The following is a 24,326-nucleotide window of genomic DNA, read 5'->3' as shown; positions in this document are numbered from 1 at the left end:
GGTGATGACATCGCGGCGGATCAGGTTCATCCAGACCGCGGCGGTAGGTCTGCAATTGCGCGCCGCTGCGCGCGTTTACAGAATTGCTGGTGGTGGGTGGCAAATCAGCCGCAGCGCATCGCCCTGTCAACGCTGCCAGCACCGTTGAACGGCCCCAGGTCGCGGCGGCGCAGTTCTTTCCCGCGCATCGTCACGCCAACAACCCTGCTCCAATCGCTGGTCACAAGGACCATCTCGGCACTCTGCTCGCAGTTCCGGATGCCCCCGGTGATATGGTCTTCGCCGATGCGATGGTTGGTCACCCCATCCATTTCTGCGACCTGAACCAGCCCGGCTCCACGTACGCGGAAGATCCGCAGCACCCGGGCAAGATGGGGTCGGTCGACCCAGGCGATCTCTGCCAATCCATCACCATCAAGGTCGGCCACCCCAACCGGTGCGAGCCAGCGGTTCTGCTGGCCAATGAAGGGCCCTGCGATCACGCGCACCCCGTCCGCATTGACGTCGAAAATCAATGCCCGGGCACCCTGCCCCGCCTCGCTGTTCACGACGAGCACTTCGGGGAGCGGGTCATCGCCCAACTCGACGATACGGGGCGCGACATCTTCGAAAATGCCCCCCTCCAGCCGCATGACAAGCGACCGTGCGCCGCCGGAATAGGCCTCATCGGCACCCGGCCCCCAATCCAGAGACAGGCTTGACCATTCAGGCGTGTCCCCAAGGATGGTATGCCCGTAGGGCGCTGCGGGCGGCGGGTCAGAAAGGTAGCAGACCTGACGCAGGATCGTACCGTCCCCTTGCGTGCAGGCCTCTTGCGCGCTGGCGCCGGTGGCCATCAGGACCAGAAGCAGCGCCAGTCCACGCATCAGATCTGCTTTTCGGGCATCTGCACAACGAGCCCTTCAAGCTCATCCGTGACCTTGATCTGACAGGTCAGACGCGACCGGATGGGATCAGGCTCATAGGCGAAATCCAGCATGTCCTCTTCCATGTCATCCTTGGCGGGCAGCTTTTCCACCCAGGCCGGATCGACATAGACATGGCAGGTAGAGCAGGCGCAAGCGCCGCCGCAGTCAGCCTCGATGCCCGGAATGTTGTTGTCCCGCGCGCCCTCCATGACGGTCAGCCCGCTGGCCACATCGACCACATGTTCCGTTCCGTTGTGTTCGATATAGGTGATCTTCGCCATTTCGGCTCCTCATTTCACGATATTCAGATATTCCTAGCCAAGCGGCCGGGCGCGCACCACCCCAAACTGACAGCCCGACCCGTTGGGGGCGAGGTCCGGGGGCCTGTGCCCAAGAATTGCCGGGCTTACCCAGCCTTTGCCACGGGGGCACCGCGCATCAAGCGTCTGACCAAGACGGCGGCCGTTTCCTTGCCGCCGAGGTTTTCATGACAAGGGGCGCCCGTGGGCGCCCCTGTTGCGGTTTCGAACTGGCAAGCCAGCCAAACCTTAGCCTTCGTCGAGACCCAAAGCGACAAAGCGCGGATCACCGCCACGACGAACCAGCAGCAATAGCGATTTGCGGCCGGCCTCGCGGGCTTCGGTGATGCGATCCTCGAAATCGCCAATGCTGACCACCTTGCGCTGTCCTGCTTCGGTGATCAGATCACCGGCGCGAAGACCTTTTTCATAGGCCTGGCTGGTCTCGTCGACATCCGTGACCACAAGCCCTTCGCTGTTCGGGCCAAGATCCAGCTGCGCTTTCAAGTCATCGCTCAGCACCTGAAGCGTAAGGCCCAGAACCTCGGATTTCGAAGGCTCTTCCGGGGTCACATCGCCGGGCTGTGCGGCAGGCACCGCGCCTTCAGCCTCTTCGCGCCGCCCGAGCGTGATCTTCAGCGTCTCTGACACGCCTTCACGGATCACGACAACGCGCACGCTCTTGCCAACCTCGGTGTTACCCACCTGACGCACCAGCCCGCGCGTGTCTTCGACAGAACGGCCATCAAAGCTGACAATGACGTCGCCTTGCTTGATGCCTGCTTCCATGGCCGGGCCTTCCGGCACATCGGTCACCAGCGCGCCAGCGGTGGCCTCAAGGCCCATCGCCTCTGCGACATCGTCGGTGACGTCCTGAATGCGAACGCCAAGCCAGCCGCGGCGTGTCTCACCAAATTCCTTCAGCTGATCGACAACCCGGGTAACGACATTGGACGCCATCGAGAACCCGATGCCGATGGAACCGCCATTCGGCGACAGGATTGCCGTGTTCACGCCGACAACCTCGCCATCCATGTTGAAGAGCGGACCACCAGAGTTACCACGGTTGATCGCCGCATCGGTCTGGATGTAGTCGTCATAGGTGCCTGAAAGCGCCCGGTTGCGGGCCGAAACGATACCCGCGGAGACGGAAAACCCCTGACCAAGCGGGTTGCCCATCGCCATGACCCAATCGCCCACGCGCGCAAGGTCGCTGTCACCAAAGCTGACAAACGGCAATGCCTCGTCCGCTTCGACCTTCAAAAGCGCGATATCAGTGTTGGGATCTGTCCCCACGACCGTGGCGGGCAGTTCATTGCCGCTGAAAAACTCGATCGTCACTTCGTCGGCGCCGTCGATCACGTGGTTGTTGGTCACGATGAACCCATCTTCGGAGATAACGAATCCGGATCCAAGTGCCGAGGAGCGGCGCGGCCGGTTGCCCTGCCCGTTACGGTCCTGAAACTCGCGGAAGAAATCCTCGAACGGGGAGCCTTCGGGGACGATCCCCTGCGGTCCGCTGCGGCCTTCGACCACGGTAGAGGTGGTGATGTTGACGACAGCCGGGCTGATGCGCTCGGCCAGATCCGCGAATGATTCCGGCGCGCCGCGCGCTGCGGCGACAACTGCCTGTGACATGATCAGCATCACGGTAAGGCCGGACAGCCAGATCATCCGGAGCCGGTGCCCCGAGGTCTGTGTATTTGTGATTGCCTGTGGTTGCACTCGACTTCTCCTTGTCAGTGACGTGAGATGGCCGGTTCATGGAAAACCGCCGCTTTGTGGTCACAATGTAGGCACTGAATTGGTGAACGCAAATCGACGCCATGTCCACTCACAGCTCGATCAACGCGTTGTGAGCACGCCCGAAGAGCCGGAAATCGACCATGTGACGCTGGCTTGCGGCCTTGTTTGCCGGGGGATCTTGCGGATGCGAGCGCCTAAACCGCATGACCGAACCCACCTGATTCTATGCCCGAGGCGGCCCGCGCGCGCTTCCATCTGCCCAATTCCGCATGTCGGGAAGCGATTTGTTGCAATTGGCCCCTCGCGCCCCCGCCACATCTTCCCTATAACGCCCCGGCGACCTACGGAGAGCTATACATGACCTCAGAATTGTCCCCCGTTGACAGGGCCAAGTTTGCATCTGCCGCAAGAGCGGCAGAGTTTGTCGAAGATGGCATGCGGGTCGGGCTTGGAACCGGATCGACTGCGGCTTGGCTTGTGCGTTGCCTTGGCGACAAGGTTCGCGACAACGGCCTGAAATTCCGGGGCGTCCCGACATCCACACGTACGGCAAAGCTGGCCCGGGAGGTCGGCATCGAGGTCATCACGCTCGACGAGGCTGGCTGGCTTGACGTCACCATTGATGGCGCGGACGAATTTGACGGCGATCTCAACCTGATCAAGGGCGGTGGCGGCGCGCTGTTGCAGGAAAAGATCGTGGCGACAGCGAGCGACAAGATGGTCGTGATCACCGATCCGGCCAAATCGGTCGAAACGCTTGGGAAATTTCCGCTGCCGGTAGAGGTCATCCCCTTCGGCATGCGCACCACGAAGACGCTGATCGAGGAAGCCTTGGGCTCGATGGATGTGAGCGGACGCGACGTCACGCTGCGCATGGATGGCGACGCCCCCTTCGTGACGGATGAAGGCAACCATATCCTTGACCTGCATCTGGGCCGCATAGGCAACGCCCGGCAGATGGCATTGACGCTGAACCAACTGCCCGGCGTGGTTGAAAACGGCCTGTTCATTGATATTTGCGATGTCGTGGTCATCGGCCACAGCGACGGCCAGGTGGAACTGCGCGATGTCACATCGGGCGGGGCACAGCGGCAGCGGCCGGATGCGCCCAAGACCGACAACCTCTTCAGGGACCTGGACGGCTAACGACCGATAAGTCCGGCAGACCGATGGTTCCTCAACGAAAATCGAGGCAAATGTGATGGAATTCGATTACGATCTCTTTGTGATTGGCGGTGGTTCTGGCGGCGTTCGTGCGGCGCGCGTCGCAGCAGGCGAAGCCGGTGCCAAGGTGGGTCTGGCAGAAGAAAGCCGCTATGGCGGCACCTGCGTCATCCGTGGCTGTGTGCCCAAGAAACTCATGGTCTTTGCAAGCGAATATGGCAGCATTGCCGAGGACGCCCAGGCCTATGGCTGGAAGATGATGGCCGGTGGTTTCGACTGGCCAGCTTTCCGCGGCAAGCTGGAGGCAGAGCTGGACCGGCTTGAAGGCGTGTACCGCCGCCTGCTGGCCAATTCCGGGGTCGAGACGTTCGACCAGCGCGCCCGGGTTGTCGATGCGCATACGGTCGAACTGGCGGATGGGACGCGCAAGACGGCAAAGCACATCCTGCTGGCAATGGGTGGCTGGCCCGTCAAACCGGACATGCCGGGCGCCGAGCTTGCGATCACATCGAACGAAATCTTCCACTTGGATGAATTGCCCAAACGGCTGCTGATCCTTGGCGGCGGTTACATCGCCTGCGAATTCGCCTGCATCATGAACGGTCTTGGCGTCGAAACCACGCAATACTATCGCGGTGCTCAGATCCTGCGCGGCTTTGACGGCGAAGCACGCGGGCTGGTGTCCGAAGAGATGATGCAATCGGGCGTCGATCTGCATCTTGGTACGAATATCATCGAGATGAAGAAGGTCGATGACGGCATCTGGGTCAAGGCAACCAATGGCGAAGAGCGTGTCTTCGACCAGGTGATGCTCGCAACCGGCCGCGCCCCGAACACGACAGGCATCGGTCTGGAAGACGCAGGCGTGAAGCTTGGCCGCAGCGGAGAGGTGCTGGTCGACGAGTATTCCCAGACCTCCGTCCCGTCGATCTATGCAATCGGTGACGTGACGAACCGTGTCCAGTTGACGCCGGTTGCCATCCGCGAGGGCATGGCCTTTGTCGAAACGGTGTTCAAGGGCAACCCGACACCCGTCGACCACGAGTTGATTCCGACGGCAATCTTCACCCAGCCCGAGGTGGGCACGGTTGGCCTGTCCGAGGAAGACGCCCGCGAAAAAGAGCCGGTGGAGATCTACTGCACCAGCTTCAAACCGATGCAAACGGCCTTTGCCGGGCGCACGGATCGTGTCTTGATGAAACTTGTGGTCAGCAAAGAGACCCGCAAGGTGCTGGGGTGCCACATCGTGGCACCGGGCGCGGGCGAAATGATCCAAATGGCGGGTATCGCTATCAAAATGGGCGCAACAAAAGAAGACTTCGACCGGACAGTTGCGGTGCATCCCACCATGTCCGAAGAGATCGTCACCATGCGGCAACCTATCCGCACGGCTTGAAATTCGCGCATTTGTCCACAGTTTCCCTATAACACAAAGGGATGTGCGCATTGAACGAGGAGGCTACGGTACAGATGGCAGGAAACAGCGGCGGCCCATGGGGCGGCGGAGGCAATCGGGGCTCCGGCAACGGTAGCGACGGGAATGGCGGTGGTCGGCGCCCCGATGACGACGGCGCACAGATCCCCGAGATCGACGAACTGGTCAAAAAGGGCCAGGAACAGCTGCGCGTGCTGATGGGCGGACGCGGCGGCCGGGGAACGGGCAACGGCTCTGGTGGCGGCGGCGGGCCAAGCTTTTCGCGGGGCACGATCGGTCTGGGCATCCTGGCGGCCGTCGGTCTTTGGGCGTTTTCAAGCTTTTACACCGTGAAGCCCGAAGAACAATCGGTTGAGCTCTTCCTTGGCAAGTATTCTGCCACCGGCAATTCCGGTCTGAATTTTGCGCCCTGGCCCTTTGTCACCTACGAGGTCATCAACGTGACCTCGGAACGGACCGAGAATATCGGCGACGGGCGCGGCGCAAACGGCGATGGCCTGATGCTGACCACCGATGCCAATATCGTGGACATCGGTTTTCAGGTGGTCTGGAATATTTCCGACCCGGCGAAGGTGCTGTTCAACATCCGTGATCCACAACTGACGGTGCAGGCGGTTTCCGAATCGGTCATGCGCGAGATCATCGCCGCATCCAACCTTGCGCCGATCCTCAACCGTGACCGGGGTCTTATCGCGGATACTGCGCTCGACAACATCCAGCAGACGCTTGATGACTACGAAAGCGGCATCAACGTGGTGCGTGTGAACCTTGACCGGGCCGACCCGCCCGCAGAGGTGATTGACGCCTTCCGCGAAGTTCAGGCCGCCGAACAGGAACGCGACCGGTTGCAGCGCCAGGCTGACGCCTATGCCAACCGCGTATTGGCCGAAGCGCGCGGTGAAGCTGCGCAAAAGCTGGAAGAGGCCGAAGGTTACCGCGCAAGCGTGGTCAACCAGGCCATCGGTGAGGCAAGCCGCTTCATCGCTGTCGCCAGCGAGTTCAATCAGGCGCCGGAAGTCACCCAGCGCCGTCTCTACCTTGAGACGATCGAACGCACGCTGGGCAAGGTCGACAAGATCATCCTGGACGATACCAGCAGTGGTGAAGGACAGGGCGTGCTGCCCTATCTGCCGCTGAACGAGCTGCGCCGATCCGGCACCAGCACCACTTCCGGAGGGTCGAACTGATGCGTAAATCCGCCTTTCTTCTACCCGGCGTCGTCATCGCGATCATCGCCGTGTCAATGTCCGTCTTCATCGTGGACGAGCGCGAGAAGGCGCTTGTGCTGCAATTTGGCCAGATCCGTCAGGTCGTCGAAGAACCGGGGCTTGGCTTCAAGGTTCCGCTGATTCAGGAAGTCGTGAAATACGACGACCGCATCCTGTCGCTGGACACCGACACGATCGAGGTCACGCCATCGGACGACCGCCGACTGGTTGTTGACGCCTTCGCGCGTTACCGGATTTCTGACGTGGTTCAGTTCCGCCAGGCCGTTGGTGTTGGTGGCATTCGGACTGCCGAGGATCGTCTCTCGGCCATTCTGAACGCGCAGATCCGCGAAGTTCTGGGTGCCGATCAGGTAACCTCCGACACGATCCTGTCGGTTGAACGCCGGGATCTGGCAGTACGTATCCGTACCGCTGCCCGGACCCGCGCCGAAAGCCTTGGGCTGGAAATCGTCGACGTTCGCCTGAAGCAGACCAACCTGCCGCAGCAGAACCTCGAAGCGACCTTTGCCCGGATGCGCGCCGAACGTGAACGCGAAGCCGCCGACGAGATCGCCCGCGGTAACGAGGCTGCACAGCGTGTTCGCGCCGCTGCCGACCGGACCGTTGTGGAAACCGTGTCAAACGCCGAACGGGATGCCGACATCACCCGAGGTGAGGCCGACGCAGAACGTAACCGCGTTTATGCCGAAGCCTTTGGCGACAACACGGAGTTCTTCGCCTTCTACCGCTCGCTCGCCGCGTTCGAAGAGACTCTTCAGCCGGAGAATTCCACGCTGGTGATCTCGCCCGACAGCGATCTGCTCAGCCCGCTCTTCGGGGCGATCCGTGCGGATGGTCTGGGTGCCGTCAATATCGAGAATATGGATGTCGAGAAGCTTCGGCAGATGGCACCGGTAAGCCCCGGCGCGCCGGAACTGCCCGAAGAGGCCCTGCAGCCAGAGACCGATGGCGCTGAGGCAGACACAATCGAGGACGGCGCCGCCGAAGCGCCGGCTGCGTCCAATTGATCGAAACTCTGATCCTTGCGATCGGACTCGTACTCTTGGTGGAGGGGCTGGCATGGTTGCTGGCCCCTTCGCTTATCGAGACCTTGCTCGAAGCGCTGCGAAACCTTGACATTGACGCCCGGCGCCTCGTCGGTTTGACTGCGATGGCGATGGGGGTCCTGCTGGTGTGGATCGCCCACTGGCTGGGCGCCTGACCACCGTCGGCGACCCAAGCGATTTGCACCCACGCCGCAGGCGGCAATGAAAATGTCGCCCCACGCATCTCCGGCTCTTGCAAGCTGCGCTAGATCGACACTCAGCACGCAATTTAGGGAAGGCGCGACATGTTTCTTTCTGTCTTCGAGATGTTCAAGGTGGGCATCGGCCCGTCCTCTTCGCACACGATGGGGCCGATGGTCGCCGCAGGGCGCTTTCTGGACCTGCTGCGCGGCTCGCCCTTCCAGGTGCACGGGCTGCGCGCCAGCCTGCACGGATCGCTTGCGCATACCGGCGTGGGGCATGCCACGGACCGCGCAACCGTGCTGGGCCTCGCAGGCTTTCAGCCCGAAAGCTACGACCCCGAGGCTGCCGAGGCCGCCCTTGCCCGAATCCGAGACACCAAGCAGGTCACGCCAGAAGGGCTGGCACCGTTGCAGTTCGACCCGAAGAAGGATCTGCGATTTGACTTCGGGCCCGCGCTTCCCGGTCATGCCAATGGCATGATTCTGCTGGCCACGGACGCGCAGGGCGATGTCGTGCTGCAAGAGACTTACTATTCGGTCGGCGGTGGCTTTGTCCTGACAGAGGCCGAACTCGCCGCCGGTCGCGATACCGATGAGGGTGACCCCGTCCCCTACCCGTTCAAGACGGCCGCAGAGATGCTGCAGATGGCTGAGAACAATGGCCTGAGCATTGCCGAAATGAAACGCGCAAACGAGGTGTCCCGCGGCACGGCAGAGGGGCTGGACCGCGGCGTGAAACGCATCTGGCAGGTGATGAATGATTGCATCGACCGTGGTTTGGAAAACGACGGGATTCTTCCCGGCGGCCTGAATGTCCGGCGTCGTGCACGCGGGATTCACGACGCGTTGCAGTCGGAACGTGGTCGCAATCAGCCGGCCCCGCATACGATCAACGACTGGATGAGCATGTATGCCATGGCGGTGAACGAAGAAAACGCCGCCGGTGGTCAGGTCGTGACTGCCCCGACCAATGGCGCTGCGGGAGTTGTGCCCGCGACGATTCGCTACTGGCTGGACCACGTGCCGGGCGCCAGCGCTGCGCGCATCCCCGATTTCCTGCTGACGGCTGCCGCAATTGGTGGACTGGTCAAATACAACGCATCCATTTCGGGCGCCGAGGCGGGCTGTCAGGCGGAAGTGGGCAGCGCCTCTGCGATGGCCGCCGCAGGGCTTTGCGCTGTCTTGGGGGGCTCGCCGGCACAGATCGAAAACGCTGCTGAAATCGCGCTGGAGCACCATCTTGGCATGACCTGCGACCCTGTCAAAGGTCTGGTTCAGGTGCCCTGTATCGAGCGTAACGGGTTGGGTGCGGTAAAGGCCGTCACCGCCGCCAGCCTTGCCTTGCGCGGCAATGGCACGCATCTCGTCCCGCTCGACGCCTGTATCGAAACCATGAGGCAAACCGGCGTAGACATGGCCGAAAAATACAAGGAGACCTCATTGGGCGGGCTTGCGGTGAATGTGCCCAATTGTTGACGTAAGGTAAGGCAAAGCTGGCGCCGCCAAACCGCCTTAGTTCCGTACACACGTAATGCGATTTCACCACACGTAATACGCGAAACCGGATTGCCAAGCTTTGGCTCTCGGCTTAGCTTGGCCGGATGATGGACAGACCCCTACTTGGTATCGGGCTCATGCTCGGATTTTGTGTCGTTGCACCTATGGGTGATGCGGTTGCCAAACTCCTTGGCGGGGTGGTGCCCATCGGAGAATTGCTGCTTTGGCGATTCGCCGTACAGGCGCTTGTCCTCATCCCTCTCATCATGGCCACCGGGCGGCCTTGGCGCATGCGCGGACGGGTCTTGCGGCTGACTATTCTACGCACCGTGCTGCACGGAGTGGGAATCGCGATGATGTTCACCGCGCTGCGCTACCTGCCCCTTGCGGATGCCGTGGCGATTGCTTTCGTGATGCCTTTCCTGATGATGGTCCTTGGGCATTACGTGCTTCAAGAAGAGATCGGCTGGCGCCGGATGGTTGCCTGCGCGGTCGGTTTCATCGGTACGCTGCTTGTTGTGCAACCCAGCTTTCAGCAGGTTGGCTGGCCCGCCCTGCTGCCCTTGGGTGTCGCCCTGAACTTCGCGTTTTTCATGTTGGTCACACGCCAGATCGCGAAGGAAACCGATCCGATCGGCCTTCAGGCCGTCAGCGGTGTCATGGCGGTGGTGATGATCGCCCCGGCAATCCTGCTGTTTGGCCATGTCGAAGGGTCTGCCTTCGAATGGGTCACGCCAAGCACGGACACTCTGGGATTGCTTCTGGGGATCGGCCTTCTGGGCACGCTGGCGCATCTGCTCATGACATGGTCGCTGCGCTATGCGCCTTCGGCCACGCTCGCCCCGATGCAATATCTGGAGATACCTTTCGCGACGCTGATCGGCTGGATCATCTTCAGCGAACTGCCGAATGCCTTGGCGTCGGTCGGAATACTCATCACGATTGCGGCGGGGCTGTATATCGTGCTGCGCGAACGCGCGATCAGCCGGTCAGCCCCCACGCCTCCAGGACCTGCGCAAATGCGCTCCGCGGCAGAATAACCAGCAGTCCCGGCCCATCGGTTTCCAGTTCGACCGGCCCCGTCACCTCGTTCGAGGTGCCGATACGGCCGTCCGGCGTGAAGTCGATACCATCAATCGGCCAGCGCAGGCCGCGACTGCGCCCTGCCACCTGTCTCATCGGAAAGAGCGAAAACCTGGTCCCAAACGGCAGATCAAGTGCAATGCGTCGCGGTGCAGCAAACACGACATCCACGGGTCCAACCAGCATGTGCCGCGCGTCGTAGCGCGCCAGCACCGACAAGACCGCAAGCTGGTGATCCAGCCGGTCCCCGAAAAAACCCGCGCACAGAATGGCCGGAGCATCGATAGAGCGCAGGCATTTTTCGAAATCCGTGCTGTCCTGTTCGCCGATACGGTGCAATCGGTCAGCCGGGATCGCCGCCTTCGCATCCGCTGAGACAGAGTCCAGATCGCCGACAACCGCGTCGGGGATAATATTGCACGACAATGCCACATCCGCGCCACTATCGGCTGCTACAACCTGCGGAGCGTGGCGCAGACAGTCACGCAAAACAGACGCGTCGTGAGCACCGCCCCCGACCAGCGTCACCGGATTGGAACTGCTAAATATGACTTCGTTCATAGGTACTTAATGACGTTTTCAGATAAAGAACACAATGTTGCACAATCAGCCGGAATCCAGGGGCGTTCGACACGGAAGCATAGCGCGCCTTCGCCCATCTGGAATTCCCATAGACCTACGAAAGTGACGTGCGGATGGTGACCACGGGTGCGTTCAATGATCCAGCAAAACAATTCGATCCGAAGCGGGAGGAGAGTTCAGGGGCCGGGGTCACAGCGGGACAACGGTGGCGTGTGCTCAAGGTCAAACGTTCGGAATTCAGAAACGCTGTTGCCGCGGGGAAACTGCAGGAAATCACCCAAGACGCGGTGCAACCCGACGAAATCGGTTTGCGGTCCGCTACGGCCACCGCAGGTGACGGACATCCGGCGGATGAGGACGAGGACGCGGCTGACATGACCCGGCTCATCGCCAAGGCCGACGCCGAAATGGGCAATCCCGCGGGGTCGCGCCGCCGTCACGCGCTTGCCCATCTCCGGGCGGCCGCCGCAGCCACACGGGCAGGTCTGGAATCGCCAAACAAGTGCAATGAACCGGATGCCGAGACGCGCTACCGGCAGGATCTTGCGACCTCGGCCGATCCGGATACGTCCCATGAGCACCCCGTTTACGCGACGCTGATGCTGGTGCCAGAGCAGCGAACGGATATCACCCATCAAGCGATGACTTCGCGCAAACCTTCGCAGGTCAACGCCGACGCCTTCCGACATGACCCAAGGGTTCAGAGCGACCCGGGTGCAGACCAAATCGATTTCCCCGAATTTGTTCGTGTCAGGGGCGCCACCGCCCTGCCCGATCTGATGGAGGCCGCCGTGGTCTATCTGTCATACGTTGAAGACTGTAAGCAGTTCACCTTGCAGCAGCTGATGCGCAAGATACGCGCTGTCGAGACATCGAAATCGACCCGTAAGGCACGCCTCCAGGTTCTTGCGAACCTCATGAAAGACGGCAAGGTCGCGAGACTCAGCAAAGGGGTTTTCGCCGCGCCAAACTGCACCTGACGCTGTTTCAAACGGTTGATTTGGCGCATTGCGGACAACCCTGAATGCCCGCGTGGCTTAGTACCTACCTAGGTTCTTCGCACGACCCGTTGCGCAATGACGCACATTCACATGTTGCAGATACCAAGATGAATGCAGCTGGGGCCATTGCATTGTCGCAAATCAGGCCTAGCTACGGTTCAGCATCACGCACCAACATCTGCCCTTCGAAATCATGCCGTCACATCGCAAGCCGCTCCGCGCGGCCCGTGGAACTGCTTGACCTTTGCGACAGACAAGACCAACGCAGGAACAGGAATACCCATGCCCCAGTCTCAGACAGAAAACCGCAAATTCGTACTGGCCGAACGCCCGCAGGGCGAGCCCAATGACAACACGCTCCGCCTTGAGACTGCGCCCGTTCCTACTCCAAGGAAGGGACAGATGCTGTTGCGAAACGAATTTCTGTCCCTCGATCCCTACATGCGCGGCCGGATGAGCGATGCACCGTCCTATGCGGCGCCGGTCGAGATTGGTGACGTCATGGTCGGCGGGACCGTGGCGCAGGTTGTCAGCTCTGACGTCCCCGGGTTCGAGGCCGACGATTGGGTCGTGGCTTTCGGGGGATGGCAGGACTACGCCCTTTCCGATGGCACAGGGGTCATCAACATGGGCAAATCCCCCGAAAATCCGTCCTGGGCATTGGGTGTTCTGGGCATGCCAGGGCTGACCGCATGGGCCGGCCTGACGCAGATCGGCCAGCCGAAAGAAGGCGAAACACTGGTCGTTGCAGGCGCCAGCGGCCCCGTCGGCGCGACTGTCGGGCAGATCGGCAAGATCCTGGGACTGCGCGTCGTAGGCATTGCCGGCGGGTCTGAGAAATGCGCGCATGTCGTCGACACGCTGGGATTTGATGCCTGCATCGATTACAAGGCTAACGGCTTTCCCGAGGCCCTGAAAAACGCCGTTCCTGACGGTATCGATATCTACTACGAAAATGTCGGCGGGGCGGTTTTTGATGCGGTGATGCCGCTGCTGAACACCTCGGCGCGGATCCCTGTCTGCGGCCTGATTTCACAGTATAACGCGATTTCGCTTCCCGACGGTCCGGACCGGCTCAACCTTCTGTTGGGGACAATTCTGAAAAAGCGCATGACGGTGCGTGGCTTCATCGTCTTTGATGACTTCGGCCATCTTTACCCGGAATTCGCCAAGCAGGTGGGCGGCTGGGTCGCCGACGGCCGTATCCGTTATCGCGAAGAAGTCATCAGTGGTCTGGAACAGGCGCCCGCCGCATTCGTTGGGCTGCTCAGAGGCGAGGCATTCGGCAAGCGTGTCGTCAAGCTTAGCGACTGAAACACACCTACGGAAAGGCGCTGACTGCATGAAAATACTGATGGTTTTAACCTCGCACGACCAACTGGGCGATACCGGCAAGAAAACGGGCTTCTGGTTGGAAGAGTTCGCGGCCCCCTACTATGTCTTCAAGGATGCGGGCGCCGAGATAACGCTGGCATCGCCCAAGGGCGGCCAGCCACCGCTCGACCCCGGCAGCGATACCGAGGATGCACAGACAGAGGCAACGACGCGCTTCAAGTCCGACAAGGATGCGCAGGCCGCGCTCGCGAACACCCGGGTTCTTTCCTCCGTTTCTGCCGATGGGTTCGACGCGATTTTCTATCCCGGCGGGCACGGTCCTTTGTGGGATCTGGCCGAAGATGATGACAGCAAGGCGCTGATCGAGGCCTTCGCCGGATCCGACCGCCCTGTCGGGGCTGTCTGCCATGCCCCTGCGGTTTTCCGGCGCACTATGGGCACGGATGACAAGCCGCTGGTGTCCGGCAAAACGGTGACCGGGTTCACCAACACCGAAGAAGAGGCCGTGGGGCTCACGGATGTGGTCCCGTTTCTTGTCGAGGATATGCTGAAGGCCAATGGTGGTATCTACCGCAAGGGTGATGACTGGGCGTCTTTCGTCGTCGTGGACGGCAAGCTGGTGACCGGGCAGAACCCCGCCTCCTCTGAAGAAGCGGCGCGCAAGTTGCTTTCACTGCTGTAAGATATGGCACAGGGCCGTCCTTCGTTGGCGGCCCTGTACGTCGCTTGATGCGCGATTGCAGCAATGCGCCCCGGTCATCATCCCCTGCCTTTACTGCCCGGACAGGATCCAGCCCGCGGCCTTCTCGGCGATCATGAGGGTTGGCGCATTTGTGTTTCCACTTGTGATCTCTGGCATGATGCTGGCATCAACGACACGCAGACCTGCGACCCCCTTTAGTCGCAGATGAGGGTCGAGCACCGCAGTCGGGTCGTCCTTATGCCCCATTTTCACCGTCCCGACCGGGTGAAAGATGGTGGTCGCGATATCGCCGGCGAGCTTGGCCAAGTCATCGTCGCTCTGATACTGGATACCGGGCTTGAACTCCTCCGGTACGTAGGGGGCCATGGCCGGTTGCGCCATGATCTGGCGGACCTGCCGCAGGCTTTGCGCCGCGACTTTGCGGTCTTCGTCCGTCGCCAGGTAATTGGGCGAAATCCTCGGCGCAGCTTGGAAATCGGACGAACCGATACGCACATGTCCGCGGCTTGTCGGGTTGAGGTTGCAGACACTGACGGTGACTGCCGGAAAGTCGTGCAGATCCTCGCCAAAGGCTTCAAGGCTCAGCGGTTGAACGTGGTATTCCAGGTTGGCATGCGGGCGCGATGCGTCAGATCGGGTGAAAGCCCCCAGCTGGCTTGGCGCCATGCTCATCGGGCCAGACCGCCTGAACAAATATTCCATCCCGATCCGGGCCTTGCCGAAGATCGAGTTGGCAAGCGTGTTCAGGGTCCGCGTGCCCCTGACCTTGAACACGGCCCGGATTTGAAGGTGATCCTGCAGGTTCTCGCCCACCTGCGGGGCGTCAAGCACAAGGTCGATGCAGTGGGAGGTCAGCAACCCGGCAGGGCCAATACCCGACAATTGCAGGATGGCCGGGGAGTTCACCGCCCCCGCACAAAGCACGACCTCGCGCGCCGCACTGACCCGAACCGATGCGCCACCTCGATTGACCAAAGCTCCTTTACAGCGGGGCCGCCCATTGGTGCCATTTTCAAAGACCAGCTTTTCAACATGTGCTTCGGTCCAGACTGTCAGGTTGCTGCGCGATTTAATTGGCCGCAGGAATGCCTTTGACGTGTTCCATCGCCATCCCGACCGCTGATTGACGTCGAAATAGCCTACGCCTGCATTGTCACCACTGTTGAAATCATCGGTCTTTTCGATGCCGGCCTGCGCCGCAGCATCGGCAAAGCTGTCCAGAACGTCCCACCGCAGGCGCTGTTTCTCGACCCGCCATTCGCCGCCATGGCCGTGCAGGTCGGAAAAACGGCTGTTGTCGCCGGTCTGCGGATCGGCACCATCATCCAGCCTGTAATGGTCCTCATGCGCCTTGAAATCCTTCAGGGCGTTTTCCCAGTTCCACGCATCCTCGCCCGTCAGCTTTGCCCAATTGTCGTAATCGCGCGCCTGTCCGCGCATGTAGATCATGCCATTGATCGACGAACAGCCCCCCAGCGTCTTGCCGCGGGGATAGCGCAGGGACCGCCCGTTCAGCCCCTTGTCCGCCTCGGTATGGTACAGCCAGTCCGCACGTGGATTGCCGATGCAGTACAAGTAGCCAACAGGGATGTGGATCCACGGATAGGTGTCGGGCTTGCCCGCCTCAAGCAGCAGGACCCTGTTCGCCGGATCGGCGCTCAGCCGGTTCGCCATCAGGCAACCTGCACTGCCCGCGCCAACGACGATATAGTCGAAATTCATGTCGCATTCCGTTTTGCCTGCCTAGACGCGCAGCTTACACAGGCAAGCGCCGCCAAGGGAACCGTCGGTGCGTAACATTGCAGTGCAGGTAGCCGGTTGGCGCGTTTGTCCGTATGGGGATTATCGTCGCCCGCAAGGACGTGTCAGGTTCTTGCGGCTTCAAACCTGGCCCATGCGGCCTCGAACGCGTCGAAGTCAAATCCCGCCTGACGGGCCGGGTGCAGGATCAGGCTTTCGGTGTCGATCAGCTTGCGGATCGATGTTTCGAGAATGGGAAGCGTCTCGGGTGGGATCACAAGCGCGCCGTGGCGGTCGGCATGGACAAGATCGCAGTCAGCAATGGTTAGTCCGAAGATTGAAACCGGGGTCGCGATTTCGCGGACATGGACGAACCCGTGCGACGGCCCGACAGAGCCTGCCACGACCGGAAACCCTTCGGGCAGGTCGCCAAGGTCGCGCATCACACCGTTGGTAAGGGCGCCTGACAGGCCAAAGCCCTTGTGAATGGTCGTATTGATCTCTCCCCAATAGGCCCCGATCGCGTGCGGGTGGTCCAGATCCTCGACCACGGCGATGGCTGGGCGCGGACCGCTGGCCATGTGCCGGTAATAGTCCATCCGCCGTGCTTTGATGACCTCGGGCGGTTCGGTCGGCGGGGCAATGGCGGCGATCTTAGCTGTACGCGCATAACCGACCATTGCAGGCGCGTCTGGTGCAGAGCATTGCATGGTGCCCCGGGTAAACCGGTCGAACCCGCGCTTGCCTTCGGCCACTTCGATAGCATTGCAAACGGTGGGGGTGTCCACCTGTTTCAACAGGTCGAGAAGCGAATTGTCCATCAGTCCTCCAGCCAGCGCGCCAGCGCAGCATTGGTTGCATCGGGTTGTTCCAGCGTGGTCAGGTGACCGGCCTTTGCGATCACCTCCAACGTCGCGTTGTGCAAGAGCTCTGCCATCTGGGTATGGCGATCAAGCGGGCAAAGCCTGTCGCTCTCGCCCACCAGCACCAATGCGGGGCCGACATAGGCGGCCAGCGTATCCAGCTGGGCGGGGCGCGACATGAGCGCCCTTGATTGCCGAAGAAAGACCTCCGCCCCCAGCCCCATCGCCATGTCGAGCGCCAGCCTGTCCAGATCCGGTCTGTCGGCGCCGACATGGGTGTAATTCGGGATCATCTCTTCGCGCATCACGCAGGCAAGGTCGCCGTCGCGCACGGCCTGCATCTGGGGTGCGCGCCGTTGCTTTACCGCGTCTAGTTCCGCGCGGGGGTTGGTGTCCAGCAGGGCGATGCGGTCCACCCGCTCTGGCGCCTGACGCAGCACCTCCATCGCCACGATGCCACCCATCGAAAGACCTGCAAGGGCAAAGCGCGGCGGGGCGCCCGCAAGGATGTCTGCCGCCAGCGCCTCGACTGTGTCATGCGCAGCAATCGGCGCAATCTGCACAGCGCGGACCCCGGAAAATGCCGCGATCTGCGGGCCATAAAGCCGCCCGTCGCACATCATGCCCGGGATCAGCACCAGTGGTGTTTTGTTCGGCACCGCGCGGTACATGGCATTCTCCCTGCGATTGCTGCATCACATCGCCGGGCGCAGGGACATGCCTGCGCCCGAGCGGATTACGTTGTCAGCCGACCCAGGTGGGACCGGCAGGATCATCCGTGGCGATGACCCGGTACATGGAGGCTTCGCCTGTCATGGACACCTCCAGCCCATGCGCCTCGCCCGGTTTCATCAGCGCCGTGTCGCCTGGGTTGAGGATGGTCTCTCCCCCCTGCCAGGACAGTCGCCAATGCCCCCGGACGGGCATCAGCACGGTGGGTTTCTCGGGTGTGACCATATCCGGCCCCACGGACCCGCGGGTCAGGAATTCCACCTCGAAGCCGGGTTTGTCGCGCAGCAGGGCGTTCTCTCCGATCACCTTGGCGGGTTTCGTCGCGGCCAGCGCCATCAGATCCCAATAGCGGGCGACATAATCGCGGACGACATGCTCGACCGGGGTTTCGGGGATCGTGCTCAGCACATCTTCGGTCAGCAAAGGCATGGGCGAGACGTTATGCGGCAAGGTCTGGCCTTTCTTGCTGTCGTAGAGCACGCCGTTCTCGCCCAGGATCAGACCATGCGCCTGCGCCTCTTCGATCACCTGCGGCGCCCATGTCACGCCGCCACCCGCATCGTCGCCGCCCAGCACGGCCATGATCATCCCGTAATCCGTGCCGATATTTTCGAACCCGCGAAAGATTCCCGTGGGAATATTGAAGATGTCCCCCTCTTCGGCGACGAATTCACCAGCCGTGCCATAGCGGCCCCAGAAAAAGCGCCAGCGGCCCTTGAGGACAAAGAAAACCTCGGCCGTGGTGTGGGTGTGCAGCGAATTGCGGCATTTGGGTGGCTGGCCCGCCGCGCCAATGTTGAAACCGATCTTGTCGGTGATATGCACATGCTGGTCGGGGCTTTCGCTGACGCCCCCGCCAATGATGGTGAAGTTTTCCTTCTGGTCCGATCCCGGCGTGTGGGCGTCGATAAAGGCGGTTTTGCAGGGCTTCAATTCGCCGTAGCGAACGATGCGTTGGTCGATGGTGCTCATTGTGTCTCTCCGTGTGTCAGGGGTCTTGCGGCTCTGCCAGCGCCCCCCGGGGGACGGTTGTTCAACCGGCGCGCCCGTAACGACGCGCGATAGCTGTGAAAGCGTCGCGCGGACAGGCTTGCATCCAGCAGTAAGCCGCGTGCGGACATCTAGAGCGCACCGGTGTGGATCAGGATCTGTTTCCAGATCGACGTTTCATCAAAAAGCGTGAAGTCACGCCGCAGGCGGATCTCGCCCGGAATGACGGCCCCGAATTCGGCGTGGCTCGCCCCCATGACATGCACCTTGGCACCCGTGGGCCTGCCGAAAGCGCCCCACCCGTCATGCGTTCCCGTCAGGCTCCACCGGATGGCCGAGCGGGGTGGCATATGCGCATCCTCGCGCCCGATCTGGTGGTGGATTTCAAACTTGGCGCTTGGAAAAGCGGCGCGCAGCCCCATCCAGAACCGCTCTACCGGGTCCCAGCCATGCCCCGTCAGCCCGCCGGGATACTCGGACTGCGCGGCCCGGTCATACGCGGCCTTGATGACCCCGATATCGGCACCCATGATGCGGGTCAGAATATCGGCATGGCGCTGACCCCATTCATTGTCATTGCCGCGCCCCATATAAGGGCCGGGCTGATCAATTTCGGGCGTGAAGGGTTGAACGCATTCCTTGGGACCACCTTCGCGCGCGATCAGGTCACGGGCATAGTCCTCCGGATCCCAGCCCATCTGCCGGACAATCGCACCCTGATCGCGGATAAGCCATTCGTCGTCGATGGCGTTGTTCCTGGCGTGGCAATCGGCAATCACCCGGTAAGCCAGCCGCTTCCCCGTTGCCGTGCCGTATACACCATCCCCCATATGCGTGGCCGTGGTCAGGATGCGGTGGCTGGACAGCATGCCGTCCTCCGGAGTGCCCGACCAGATCACATCCTCGCCCAGCAATTCACGATCCGGGAATTCGGCAAGCGTTGCCATGGTGGCGCCGATGACATTCTCGTTGCCGATGACGACAGACCCCGGACTGCGCACCACGATGTCCTGAGCATAATAGTCGTGCAAAGTGGCCAGCCCGCGATCTTCCCAGATCTCTCGGGTGATCCCGATGATATAGTGCGGGAAGTTGCTGAACTTGGGGTCAAATCCCTTCATTCGTTCCATCCTTCGGGAATGCGGGCGGACCCGCGAACAATCAGTGGGCCGTCGATCTCTATCTTTCGCGGTGCCACGCCTTCACCGTCAATTTCCGCCAGAAGAAGCGCGACCGTTTCCGCCACCATCCGGTTGGCAGGCTGGCGGACGGTTGTGAGGTCATAGGCAGGCCAGGCAGCGGTCGGCACATCGTCATAAGCCACGACAGAGACATCGTCGGGCACGTTCAGCCCAAGCTCTGAACGCAACACATCCATCACCGCAAAGGCCATGTGATCATTGGCGACAAAGACAGCATCTGGCGGGTCTTCGGCGAACATCGTGCGGGTGACCTCGGCCGCGGTTTGCATCTGAAAATTACCGACACCGCGGGCATGCAGTGCGACACCTGCCGCCTGCAACCGGGCAACGAATCCGCTTTCGCGATCGCGCTGCGTGGATGCACCTTCCCACCCGGCAATATAGGCGATCTTGCGGTGGCCACCGGCCAGCAGGAACTCTGCCACCTTGCGGCCCCCGGCGACATTGGCAGAGGCGACGGAAGAAACTTCTTCGGTATCCTGCGACCGGTTGAACAAGACGATGGGCACGCCTGCCTTGTGGCATCTTTCCGTCAGCTCCGACGACATGGCGACCGAAGCGGCGATGATCCCGTCGACCTGGTAATCAAGGATTTCCTCGACCACGCCACTCACATCCCCAGCCGTTTGGGATGCCATGAAAACCAGCAGGTGATACCCACGCTCCTGCAGGGCATTGGACAGCTTTTCGACCGCTTCGGGATAGAAATGATTTTCCAGATAGGCCACCACCAGCCCGATGATCCGGGATTTTCCAGACACCATCGCGCGGGCAAGAACGTTGGGCCGATACCCCAACTCCTCGGCTGCCTTGCGCACTTTTTCAGCCGTCTGTTTCGAAGCAGAGGCACCGGGCGTGAAAACCCGGCTGACGGCTGATTGCGACACACCCGCCCGCGCTGCCACTTCGGCTGAGGTGACCTTGCTCATTCTGCGGTCCACCCACCATCTACCAGCAGGGCGCTGCCGGTGATCATCGCTGACGCGTCCGATGCAAGAAAGACGACGGGGCCCATGATATCCTCGACCTCGCCCACGCGGGGCAGCTTGATCTTTTCCTCGATCCAGGCACGCTTTTCCGGCTGGTCGAATGTGACTTGCGTCAGCGCGGTCAGGATGAAGGTCGGGCAGATCGTGTTGACGCGAATGCCCTGCTTGCCCCATTCGATCGCCATCGCCTTGGTGAAGCCTTCGACCGCATGTTTGGTGGCGCAATAGACGGCACGGTCTATCCCGCCGACATGGGCCATTTGGGACGAGATATTGATGAGTGATCCGGGTTTGCCGGCCGCCACCAGACCCTTGGCCACGGCCTGCGTCAGGAAATAGGCCCCTTTCAGGTTCAGGTCTGAAACGAATTCGAAATCGGGCTCGCGCGTCTCAAGGGCGGGCGAGTGACGCGCAGCGCCAGCGGAATTGACAAGCACATCGAACGGCCCGTGCTTTGCCACATCCGCCTGCGTCTGTCCCACGTCAGAGACATCCATCGCCAGCGCGGTCGCCTTCAAGCCCCGTGCGGTCATCCCGGCCACCAGCGTGTCCAGCGCGTCCGCACGGCGCGCCGCGACCGTGACCTCTGCCCCCGCTTCGCCCAAAGCCACCGCAGCCGCCAACCCGATACCGGAGGAGGCCCCGGCGACAAGCGCGCGTTTTCCATCAAGGCGAAGGCTGGGTGTGGTGGGAAGGGTCATGTCATCTGTCTCCGACGGGAAAGGGTATCGCACCCGGCACACGCGACTTGTTCATCTCGCGAAGGCGGGCAAACACATCCAGCCCCAATTGCGCGCAAACGTCCAGCAGGTCGACCAGCACCCAGTTTTCGCGGATCTTGCCGCTTTCGACCCGCCAGAAATCGAGACTGCGCAGGGTGATCGTCTGACCCGTTGCAGGCAGGCCAAGCCACCCGCCCCCGGTCAGCGCCTGTTTCATATTCGGCCAACCCGTGACAGCGGCGTAATCGCCATCGGCGAAGAAATGGAAGGTAACCTCGTCATCGTGCTGACCACGGTCGGGCATGGCGTTGAGGAACGGGATCTGGTGCCAGTTGCGAAATCCCGAAATGCCCCGGCAAGTGCCGATGCCCGCAGGACCGTACCACGTCATGCGCTCGTGCCAGAAGCGATCCATCTCCATGACCTCGGGGCCGCCTTGCGAAGGGTGGCGGGTCATATGCGCCAGCATGTCGATAATCAGGCCGCAGGTCGCGGCCGATGATGCCTCGTCTCGCGGGCCCCTCAAAATCCCGTCTTGCGAAGACGGGCCGGGCACCAGCCCTTCGCGCCCAAGTGATGGGGCCAGCGGCCAGGCACCCGCCTGCATCATCAGCTCCGGGATGTCCCAGATCGCCTGCACTTCGATGACGCGGTCGTCTTCGATCCGGTAGAACTCGTGAAAGCGCATGTGACAGAACTGACCCGTGGGCGGGATATCCAGAAAAGGTGCAGCAAAGGTTCCGACATAGGTGCCGCCGCATCCGACCCACTGAACACCGTCGCCGTCAGTCCCTTCCATGACGATCCAGTCGCGCCGTTCAAGATCAGGGATGGCCGACAGAAGGGGGCTGTAGCAGGTGTCATACCAGTCTGCGCCGTCCAGATCACCGAACGGGTGGCACATCCGCACGACCGTGTCGCGGGTCAACAGCGTGGCAATGGCGTCGCGCACGGGCGTTTCGGAAAAATCCGCCATCGCACCGCGCAGCTGCGCCAGAAGCTTGCTGTTACGGATGCCAGCCTCCATTACTCGGCGGCCTCTCCATAGGCCACGTTTTGCCCGCCATAACGGCGGACGCGCAGGTTGCATTGCTCGGCATGGCCGACAAAGCCTTCGAGCAGGCACAGCCGAGAGCCGTAGGCGCCGATCCGGGTCGCCGCCTCATCCGTCGTGATCTTCTGGTAACTGTGCGTTTTCAGATATTTACCGACCCAGAGACCGCCCGTGTAGCGGCCCGCCTTCTTGGTGGGCAGCGTGTGGTTGGTGCCGATGACCTTGTCGCCATTGGCCACATTGGTGCGCGGACCAAGGAACAGCGCGCCGTAGCAGGTCATGTTTTGAAGGAACCAATCGTCGCGATCCGTCATGACCTGCACATGTTCGGACGCAATCTCGTCGGCGACCTGCAACATCTCGTCATAGCTGTCGCAAAGGATGACCTCGCCGTATTCTTCCCAGCTGACCCTCGCGGTGCCAGCGGTCGGCAGGATTTCCAGAATGCGGTCGATCTCGGACAGGGTCTCCATTGCCAGTTTGCGAGAGTTCGTCACCAGTACCGCGGGCGAGTTGTAGCCATGTTCGGCCTGTCCCAGCAGGTCGGTGGCACACATCTCGGCGTCAACGGTCTCGTCGGCAATAACCATCGTCTCGGTCGGGCCCGCGAAAAGGTCGATGCCGACGCGGCCGAAAAGCTGCCGCTTTGCCTCTGCGACGAATGCGTTTCCGGGACCGACCAGCAAATGCACGGGATCAATGGTCTCCGTCCCGATGGCCATGGCGCCAACGGCCTGAATGCCGCCCAGCACATAGATTTCATGCGCCCCACCCAGATGCATCGCGGCGATCACGGCCGGGTTCGGCTCACCGTTGAAGGGCGGCGTGCAGGCGATGATGCGCGGCACGCCTGCGACCTTCGCCGTGGCCACCGACATATGCGCCGAGGCGACCATCGGGAACTTGCCACCGGGCACGTAGCAGCCCACGGATTGCACCGGGATATTCTTGTGGCCAAGGATCACGCCGGGCAGCGTTTCCACCTCGATATCGCGCATGCTGTCGCGCTGCGCCTGGGCGAAGTTGACCACCTGTTCCTGCGCGAACTTGATGTCCTGCAGGTCGCGCGGGCTGACCTTGGCGATCAGCGCGTCAATCTCGTCCTGCGTCAGGCGATAGGATGTGCGATCATAGCCGTCAAATTTCACCGCCAACTCGCGGACGGCGGCATCGCCCCGCGTCTCAATTTCCTTGAGCGTTGAAGCGACCACGTTGGCTGTTTTCACGTCATCCTCTGCCCGGTCAGCATCAGGTTTGCCACGTTTGAGATATTCGATGGTCATGAGGAGGTCCTTATTGTTCAGGTCGTGGGGCGGGACGCTCGCCCCGATCGAAAGCTTCCCAGCCTTCGCCATTGAAAAGATCCACGCCAAGCTGCGCCGCGACATGGGCGAAATCGACATTCACCCAGTTGTCCACGATCTTGCCATCGACGACTTTCCAGAAATCCATGTAGCGGATCTCGACCCGCTTGCCGGTCGGCGCGATGCCAAGGAATGTCCCGGAATGGGTGGCCTCCTGCCGCCCGAAGGCTGCCGCCCACTCGCCCATGTAAAGCCGGGCTTCGTCGATGCAGGTCTTGTCTGAAAACGCGGCCTGAAACGGGCGCTGCCAATTGTCCTGGAATTCCTTCAGACCGGTCTTTGTGCCGCACCCCTGATTGCCCATCCAGCGAAACCCTCCGCTGAAGAACTCGCCGATATCTGCGATACGGTGATCGTTGAGCCCGTCCACCATCCCCTCGATCACCCGGCGGGTTTCGTCGGTTTTTGACATGTCCGTATCGCGGGTCAGAACCGCCTGCTCTGGACGCGAACCTTTCAT

General features: G+C 61.5%; 24 protein-coding genes. 10 read left to right on the top strand and 14 right to left on the bottom strand.

Annotation, left to right across the window (positions count from 1 at the left end; translation table 11 throughout):
• Positions 1-104: 104 nt before the first annotated feature.
• The 3 genes from EDD52_RS16335 to EDD52_RS16325 all read right to left on the bottom strand — a co-directional run bounded on the left by EDD52_RS16335 (position 105) and on the right by EDD52_RS16325 (position 2,881).
• A complete protein-coding gene (locus tag EDD52_RS16335) occupies positions 105-866 on the bottom strand; it encodes an FG-GAP repeat domain-containing protein (protein ID WP_132246923.1) in 762 nt (253 codons plus the stop codon).
• Positions 866-1,189: a 2Fe-2S iron-sulfur cluster-binding protein gene (locus EDD52_RS16330; protein ID WP_132246921.1), complete on the bottom strand. Its 324-nt coding sequence runs from the start codon at positions 1,187-1,189 to the stop codon at positions 866-868. Before EDD52_RS16330 ends, EDD52_RS16335 begins: the two co-directional genes overlap by 1 nt.
• Positions 1,190-1,456: 267 nt before the next feature.
• The gene (locus tag EDD52_RS16325; RefSeq protein WP_132247021.1) at positions 1,457-2,881 is read right to left on the bottom strand and encodes a Do family serine endopeptidase; all 1,425 of its coding nucleotides are present in this window, start codon (positions 2,879-2,881) and stop codon (positions 1,457-1,459) included.
• A gap of 429 nt (positions 2,882-3,310) precedes the next feature.
• On the opposite strand from EDD52_RS16325, the gene rpiA reads away from it, so the two are divergent.
• From rpiA to EDD52_RS16290, 7 genes are all read left to right on the top strand, one after another.
• Positions 3,311-4,099 carry a ribose-5-phosphate isomerase RpiA gene (rpiA, locus tag EDD52_RS16320; RefSeq protein WP_132246919.1) on the top strand — a complete coding sequence of 263 codons (789 nt, stop codon included), beginning with the start codon at positions 3,311-3,313 and terminating at the stop codon, positions 4,097-4,099.
• A gap of 55 nt (positions 4,100-4,154) precedes the next feature.
• Positions 4,155-5,513: a glutathione-disulfide reductase gene (gene gor / locus EDD52_RS16315; RefSeq protein WP_132246917.1), complete on the top strand. Its 1,359-nt coding sequence runs from the start codon at positions 4,155-4,157 to the stop codon at positions 5,511-5,513.
• A 74-nt stretch (positions 5,514-5,587) separates the two neighbouring features.
• Positions 5,588-6,739 (top strand): FtsH protease activity modulator HflK, encoded by a 1,152-nt coding sequence (hflK, locus tag EDD52_RS16310; protein WP_132246915.1) that lies wholly within the window; start codon positions 5,588-5,590, stop codon positions 6,737-6,739.
• Positions 6,739-7,788 (top strand): protease modulator HflC, encoded by a 1,050-nt coding sequence (gene hflC, locus EDD52_RS16305; RefSeq protein WP_132246914.1) that lies wholly within the window; start codon positions 6,739-6,741, stop codon positions 7,786-7,788. The genes hflK and hflC overlap by 1 nt, the downstream gene beginning before the upstream one ends.
• Complete coding sequence (locus EDD52_RS16300) at positions 7,785-7,982, top strand: DUF2065 domain-containing protein (RefSeq protein WP_424449924.1); 198 nt, start codon at positions 7,785-7,787, stop codon at positions 7,980-7,982. The genes hflC and EDD52_RS16300 overlap by 4 nt, the downstream gene beginning before the upstream one ends.
• Before the next feature lie 129 nt (positions 7,983-8,111).
• Positions 8,112-9,485 (top strand): L-serine ammonia-lyase, encoded by a 1,374-nt coding sequence (locus tag EDD52_RS16295; protein ID WP_132246912.1) that lies wholly within the window; start codon positions 8,112-8,114, stop codon positions 9,483-9,485.
• 128 nt (positions 9,486-9,613) lie between these two features.
• Positions 9,614-10,546, top strand: a complete 933-nt coding sequence (locus EDD52_RS16290; protein ID WP_424449923.1) for a DMT family transporter — start codon at positions 9,614-9,616, stop codon at positions 10,544-10,546.
• Here the strand turns inward: EDD52_RS16290 and EDD52_RS16285 are convergent.
• Entirely contained in the window at positions 10,488-11,150 is a 663-nt protein-coding gene (locus tag EDD52_RS16285; RefSeq protein WP_132246908.1) for a thiamine diphosphokinase, read from the bottom strand. The genes EDD52_RS16290 and EDD52_RS16285 overlap by 59 nt on opposite strands.
• A gap of 233 nt (positions 11,151-11,383) precedes the next feature.
• Here EDD52_RS16285 and EDD52_RS16280 point away from each other — a divergent pair, with 233 nt between their 5' ends.
• From EDD52_RS16280 to EDD52_RS16270, 3 genes are all read left to right on the top strand, one after another.
• On the top strand, positions 11,384-12,151 hold the full coding sequence (locus tag EDD52_RS16280) for a hypothetical protein (protein WP_132246906.1): 768 nt from the start codon (positions 11,384-11,386) through the stop codon (positions 12,149-12,151).
• A 303-nt stretch (positions 12,152-12,454) separates the two neighbouring features.
• On the top strand, positions 12,455-13,486 hold the full coding sequence (locus EDD52_RS16275; RefSeq protein ID WP_132246904.1) for an NADP-dependent oxidoreductase: 1,032 nt from the start codon (positions 12,455-12,457) through the stop codon (positions 13,484-13,486).
• Between the two features lie 28 nt (positions 13,487-13,514).
• Complete coding sequence (locus tag EDD52_RS16270; RefSeq protein WP_132246902.1) at positions 13,515-14,189, top strand: type 1 glutamine amidotransferase domain-containing protein; 675 nt, start codon at positions 13,515-13,517, stop codon at positions 14,187-14,189.
• 90 nt (positions 14,190-14,279) lie between these two features.
• Here the strand turns inward: EDD52_RS16270 and EDD52_RS16265 are convergent, their stop codons facing one another.
• From EDD52_RS16265 to EDD52_RS16220, 10 genes are all read right to left on the bottom strand, one after another.
• Positions 14,280-15,932 carry a GMC family oxidoreductase gene (locus EDD52_RS16265; protein ID WP_132246900.1) on the bottom strand — a complete coding sequence of 551 codons (1,653 nt, stop codon included), beginning with the start codon at positions 15,930-15,932 and terminating at the stop codon, positions 14,280-14,282.
• Between the two features lie 143 nt (positions 15,933-16,075).
• Positions 16,076-16,771 (bottom strand): RraA family protein, encoded by a 696-nt coding sequence (locus tag EDD52_RS16260; protein ID WP_132246898.1) that lies wholly within the window; start codon positions 16,769-16,771, stop codon positions 16,076-16,078.
• Positions 16,771-17,484, bottom strand: a complete 714-nt coding sequence (locus EDD52_RS16255; RefSeq protein WP_132246896.1) for an alpha/beta fold hydrolase — start codon at positions 17,482-17,484, stop codon at positions 16,771-16,773. The genes EDD52_RS16260 and EDD52_RS16255 overlap by 1 nt, the downstream gene beginning before the upstream one ends.
• A gap of 73 nt (positions 17,485-17,557) precedes the next feature.
• Positions 17,558-18,517, bottom strand: a complete 960-nt coding sequence (locus tag EDD52_RS16250; protein WP_132246894.1) for a cupin domain-containing protein — start codon at positions 18,515-18,517, stop codon at positions 17,558-17,560.
• 149 nt (positions 18,518-18,666) lie between these two features.
• Positions 18,667-19,656, bottom strand: coding sequence for a nuclear transport factor 2 family protein (locus tag EDD52_RS16245; protein ID WP_132246892.1), 990 nt, complete (start codon positions 19,654-19,656; stop codon positions 18,667-18,669).
• Positions 19,653-20,666 (bottom strand): LacI family DNA-binding transcriptional regulator, encoded by a 1,014-nt coding sequence (locus EDD52_RS16240; RefSeq protein WP_132246890.1) that lies wholly within the window; start codon positions 20,664-20,666, stop codon positions 19,653-19,655. Before EDD52_RS16240 ends, EDD52_RS16245 begins: the two co-directional genes overlap by 4 nt.
• Positions 20,663-21,427 carry an SDR family NAD(P)-dependent oxidoreductase gene (locus tag EDD52_RS16235; RefSeq protein WP_132246888.1) on the bottom strand — a complete coding sequence of 255 codons (765 nt, stop codon included), beginning with the start codon at positions 21,425-21,427 and terminating at the stop codon, positions 20,663-20,665. The genes EDD52_RS16240 and EDD52_RS16235 overlap by 4 nt, the downstream gene beginning before the upstream one ends.
• Position 21,428: 1 nt before the next feature.
• Positions 21,429-22,475, bottom strand: coding sequence for an ester cyclase (locus tag EDD52_RS16230; RefSeq protein ID WP_243651973.1), 1,047 nt, complete (start codon positions 22,473-22,475; stop codon positions 21,429-21,431).
• A complete protein-coding gene (gene hisD, locus EDD52_RS16225; RefSeq protein ID WP_132246886.1) occupies positions 22,475-23,785 on the bottom strand; it encodes a histidinol dehydrogenase in 1,311 nt (436 codons plus the stop codon). Before hisD ends, EDD52_RS16230 begins: the two co-directional genes overlap by 1 nt.
• Positions 23,786-23,795: 10 nt before the next feature.
• Complete coding sequence (locus EDD52_RS16220; protein WP_132246884.1) at positions 23,796-24,326, bottom strand: ester cyclase; 531 nt, start codon at positions 24,324-24,326, stop codon at positions 23,796-23,798.

It is taken from the genome of Primorskyibacter sedentarius (assembly GCF_004342065.1).
Lineage (GTDB): Bacteria > Pseudomonadota > Alphaproteobacteria > Rhodobacterales > Rhodobacteraceae > Primorskyibacter > Primorskyibacter sedentarius.
Note: the sequence above shows the minus strand (reverse complement) of the source record. Positions and strands in the feature narration are given on the sequence as shown.

Excerpts from the sequence above, each read along its gene's own strand:
- EDD52_RS16230 (WP_243651973.1), bottom strand. The coding sequence starts at position 22,475 with ATGGAGGCTGGCATCCGTAACAGCAAGCTTCTGGCGCAGCTGCGCGGT.
- hisD (WP_132246886.1), bottom strand. The coding sequence starts at position 23,785 with ATGACCATCGAATATCTCAAACGTGGCAAACCTGATGCTGACCGGGCA.
- EDD52_RS16245 (WP_132246892.1), bottom strand. The coding sequence starts at position 19,656 with ATGAAGGGATTTGACCCCAAGTTCAGCAACTTCCCGCACTATATCATC.
- EDD52_RS16255 (WP_132246896.1), bottom strand. The coding sequence starts at position 17,484 with ATGTACCGCGCGGTGCCGAACAAAACACCACTGGTGCTGATCCCGGGC.
- EDD52_RS16275 (WP_132246904.1), top strand. The coding sequence starts at position 12,455 with ATGCCCCAGTCTCAGACAGAAAACCGCAAATTCGTACTGGCCGAACGC.
- EDD52_RS16235 (WP_132246888.1), bottom strand. The coding sequence starts at position 21,427 with ATGACCCTTCCCACCACACCCAGCCTTCGCCTTGATGGAAAACGCGCG.
- EDD52_RS16330 (WP_132246921.1), bottom strand. The coding sequence starts at position 1,189 with ATGGCGAAGATCACCTATATCGAACACAACGGAACGGAACATGTGGTC.
- EDD52_RS16270 (WP_132246902.1), top strand. The coding sequence starts at position 13,515 with ATGAAAATACTGATGGTTTTAACCTCGCACGACCAACTGGGCGATACC.
- EDD52_RS16295 (WP_132246912.1), top strand. The coding sequence starts at position 8,112 with ATGTTTCTTTCTGTCTTCGAGATGTTCAAGGTGGGCATCGGCCCGTCC.
- hflC (WP_132246914.1), top strand. The coding sequence starts at position 6,739 with ATGCGTAAATCCGCCTTTCTTCTACCCGGCGTCGTCATCGCGATCATC.
- EDD52_RS16335 (WP_132246923.1), bottom strand. The coding sequence starts at position 866 with ATGCGTGGACTGGCGCTGCTTCTGGTCCTGATGGCCACCGGCGCCAGC.
- EDD52_RS16250 (WP_132246894.1), bottom strand. The coding sequence starts at position 18,517 with ATGAGCACCATCGACCAACGCATCGTTCGCTACGGCGAATTGAAGCCC.
- EDD52_RS16325 (WP_132247021.1), bottom strand. The coding sequence starts at position 2,881 with ATGATCTGGCTGTCCGGCCTTACCGTGATGCTGATCATGTCACAGGCA.
- EDD52_RS16290 (WP_424449923.1), top strand. The coding sequence starts at position 9,614 with ATGGACAGACCCCTACTTGGTATCGGGCTCATGCTCGGATTTTGTGTC.
- EDD52_RS16240 (WP_132246890.1), bottom strand. The coding sequence starts at position 20,666 with ATGAGCAAGGTCACCTCAGCCGAAGTGGCAGCGCGGGCGGGTGTGTCG.
- hflK (WP_132246915.1), top strand. The coding sequence starts at position 5,588 with ATGGCAGGAAACAGCGGCGGCCCATGGGGCGGCGGAGGCAATCGGGGC.
- rpiA (WP_132246919.1), top strand. The coding sequence starts at position 3,311 with ATGACCTCAGAATTGTCCCCCGTTGACAGGGCCAAGTTTGCATCTGCC.
- gor (WP_132246917.1), top strand. The coding sequence starts at position 4,155 with ATGGAATTCGATTACGATCTCTTTGTGATTGGCGGTGGTTCTGGCGGC.
- EDD52_RS16220 (WP_132246884.1), bottom strand. The coding sequence starts at position 24,326 with ATGAAAGGTTCGCGTCCAGAGCAGGCGGTTCTGACCCGCGATACGGAC.
- EDD52_RS16285 (WP_132246908.1), bottom strand. The coding sequence starts at position 11,150 with ATGAACGAAGTCATATTTAGCAGTTCCAATCCGGTGACGCTGGTCGGG.
- EDD52_RS16265 (WP_132246900.1), bottom strand. The coding sequence starts at position 15,932 with ATGAATTTCGACTATATCGTCGTTGGCGCGGGCAGTGCAGGTTGCCTG.
- EDD52_RS16260 (WP_132246898.1), bottom strand. The coding sequence starts at position 16,771 with ATGGACAATTCGCTTCTCGACCTGTTGAAACAGGTGGACACCCCCACC.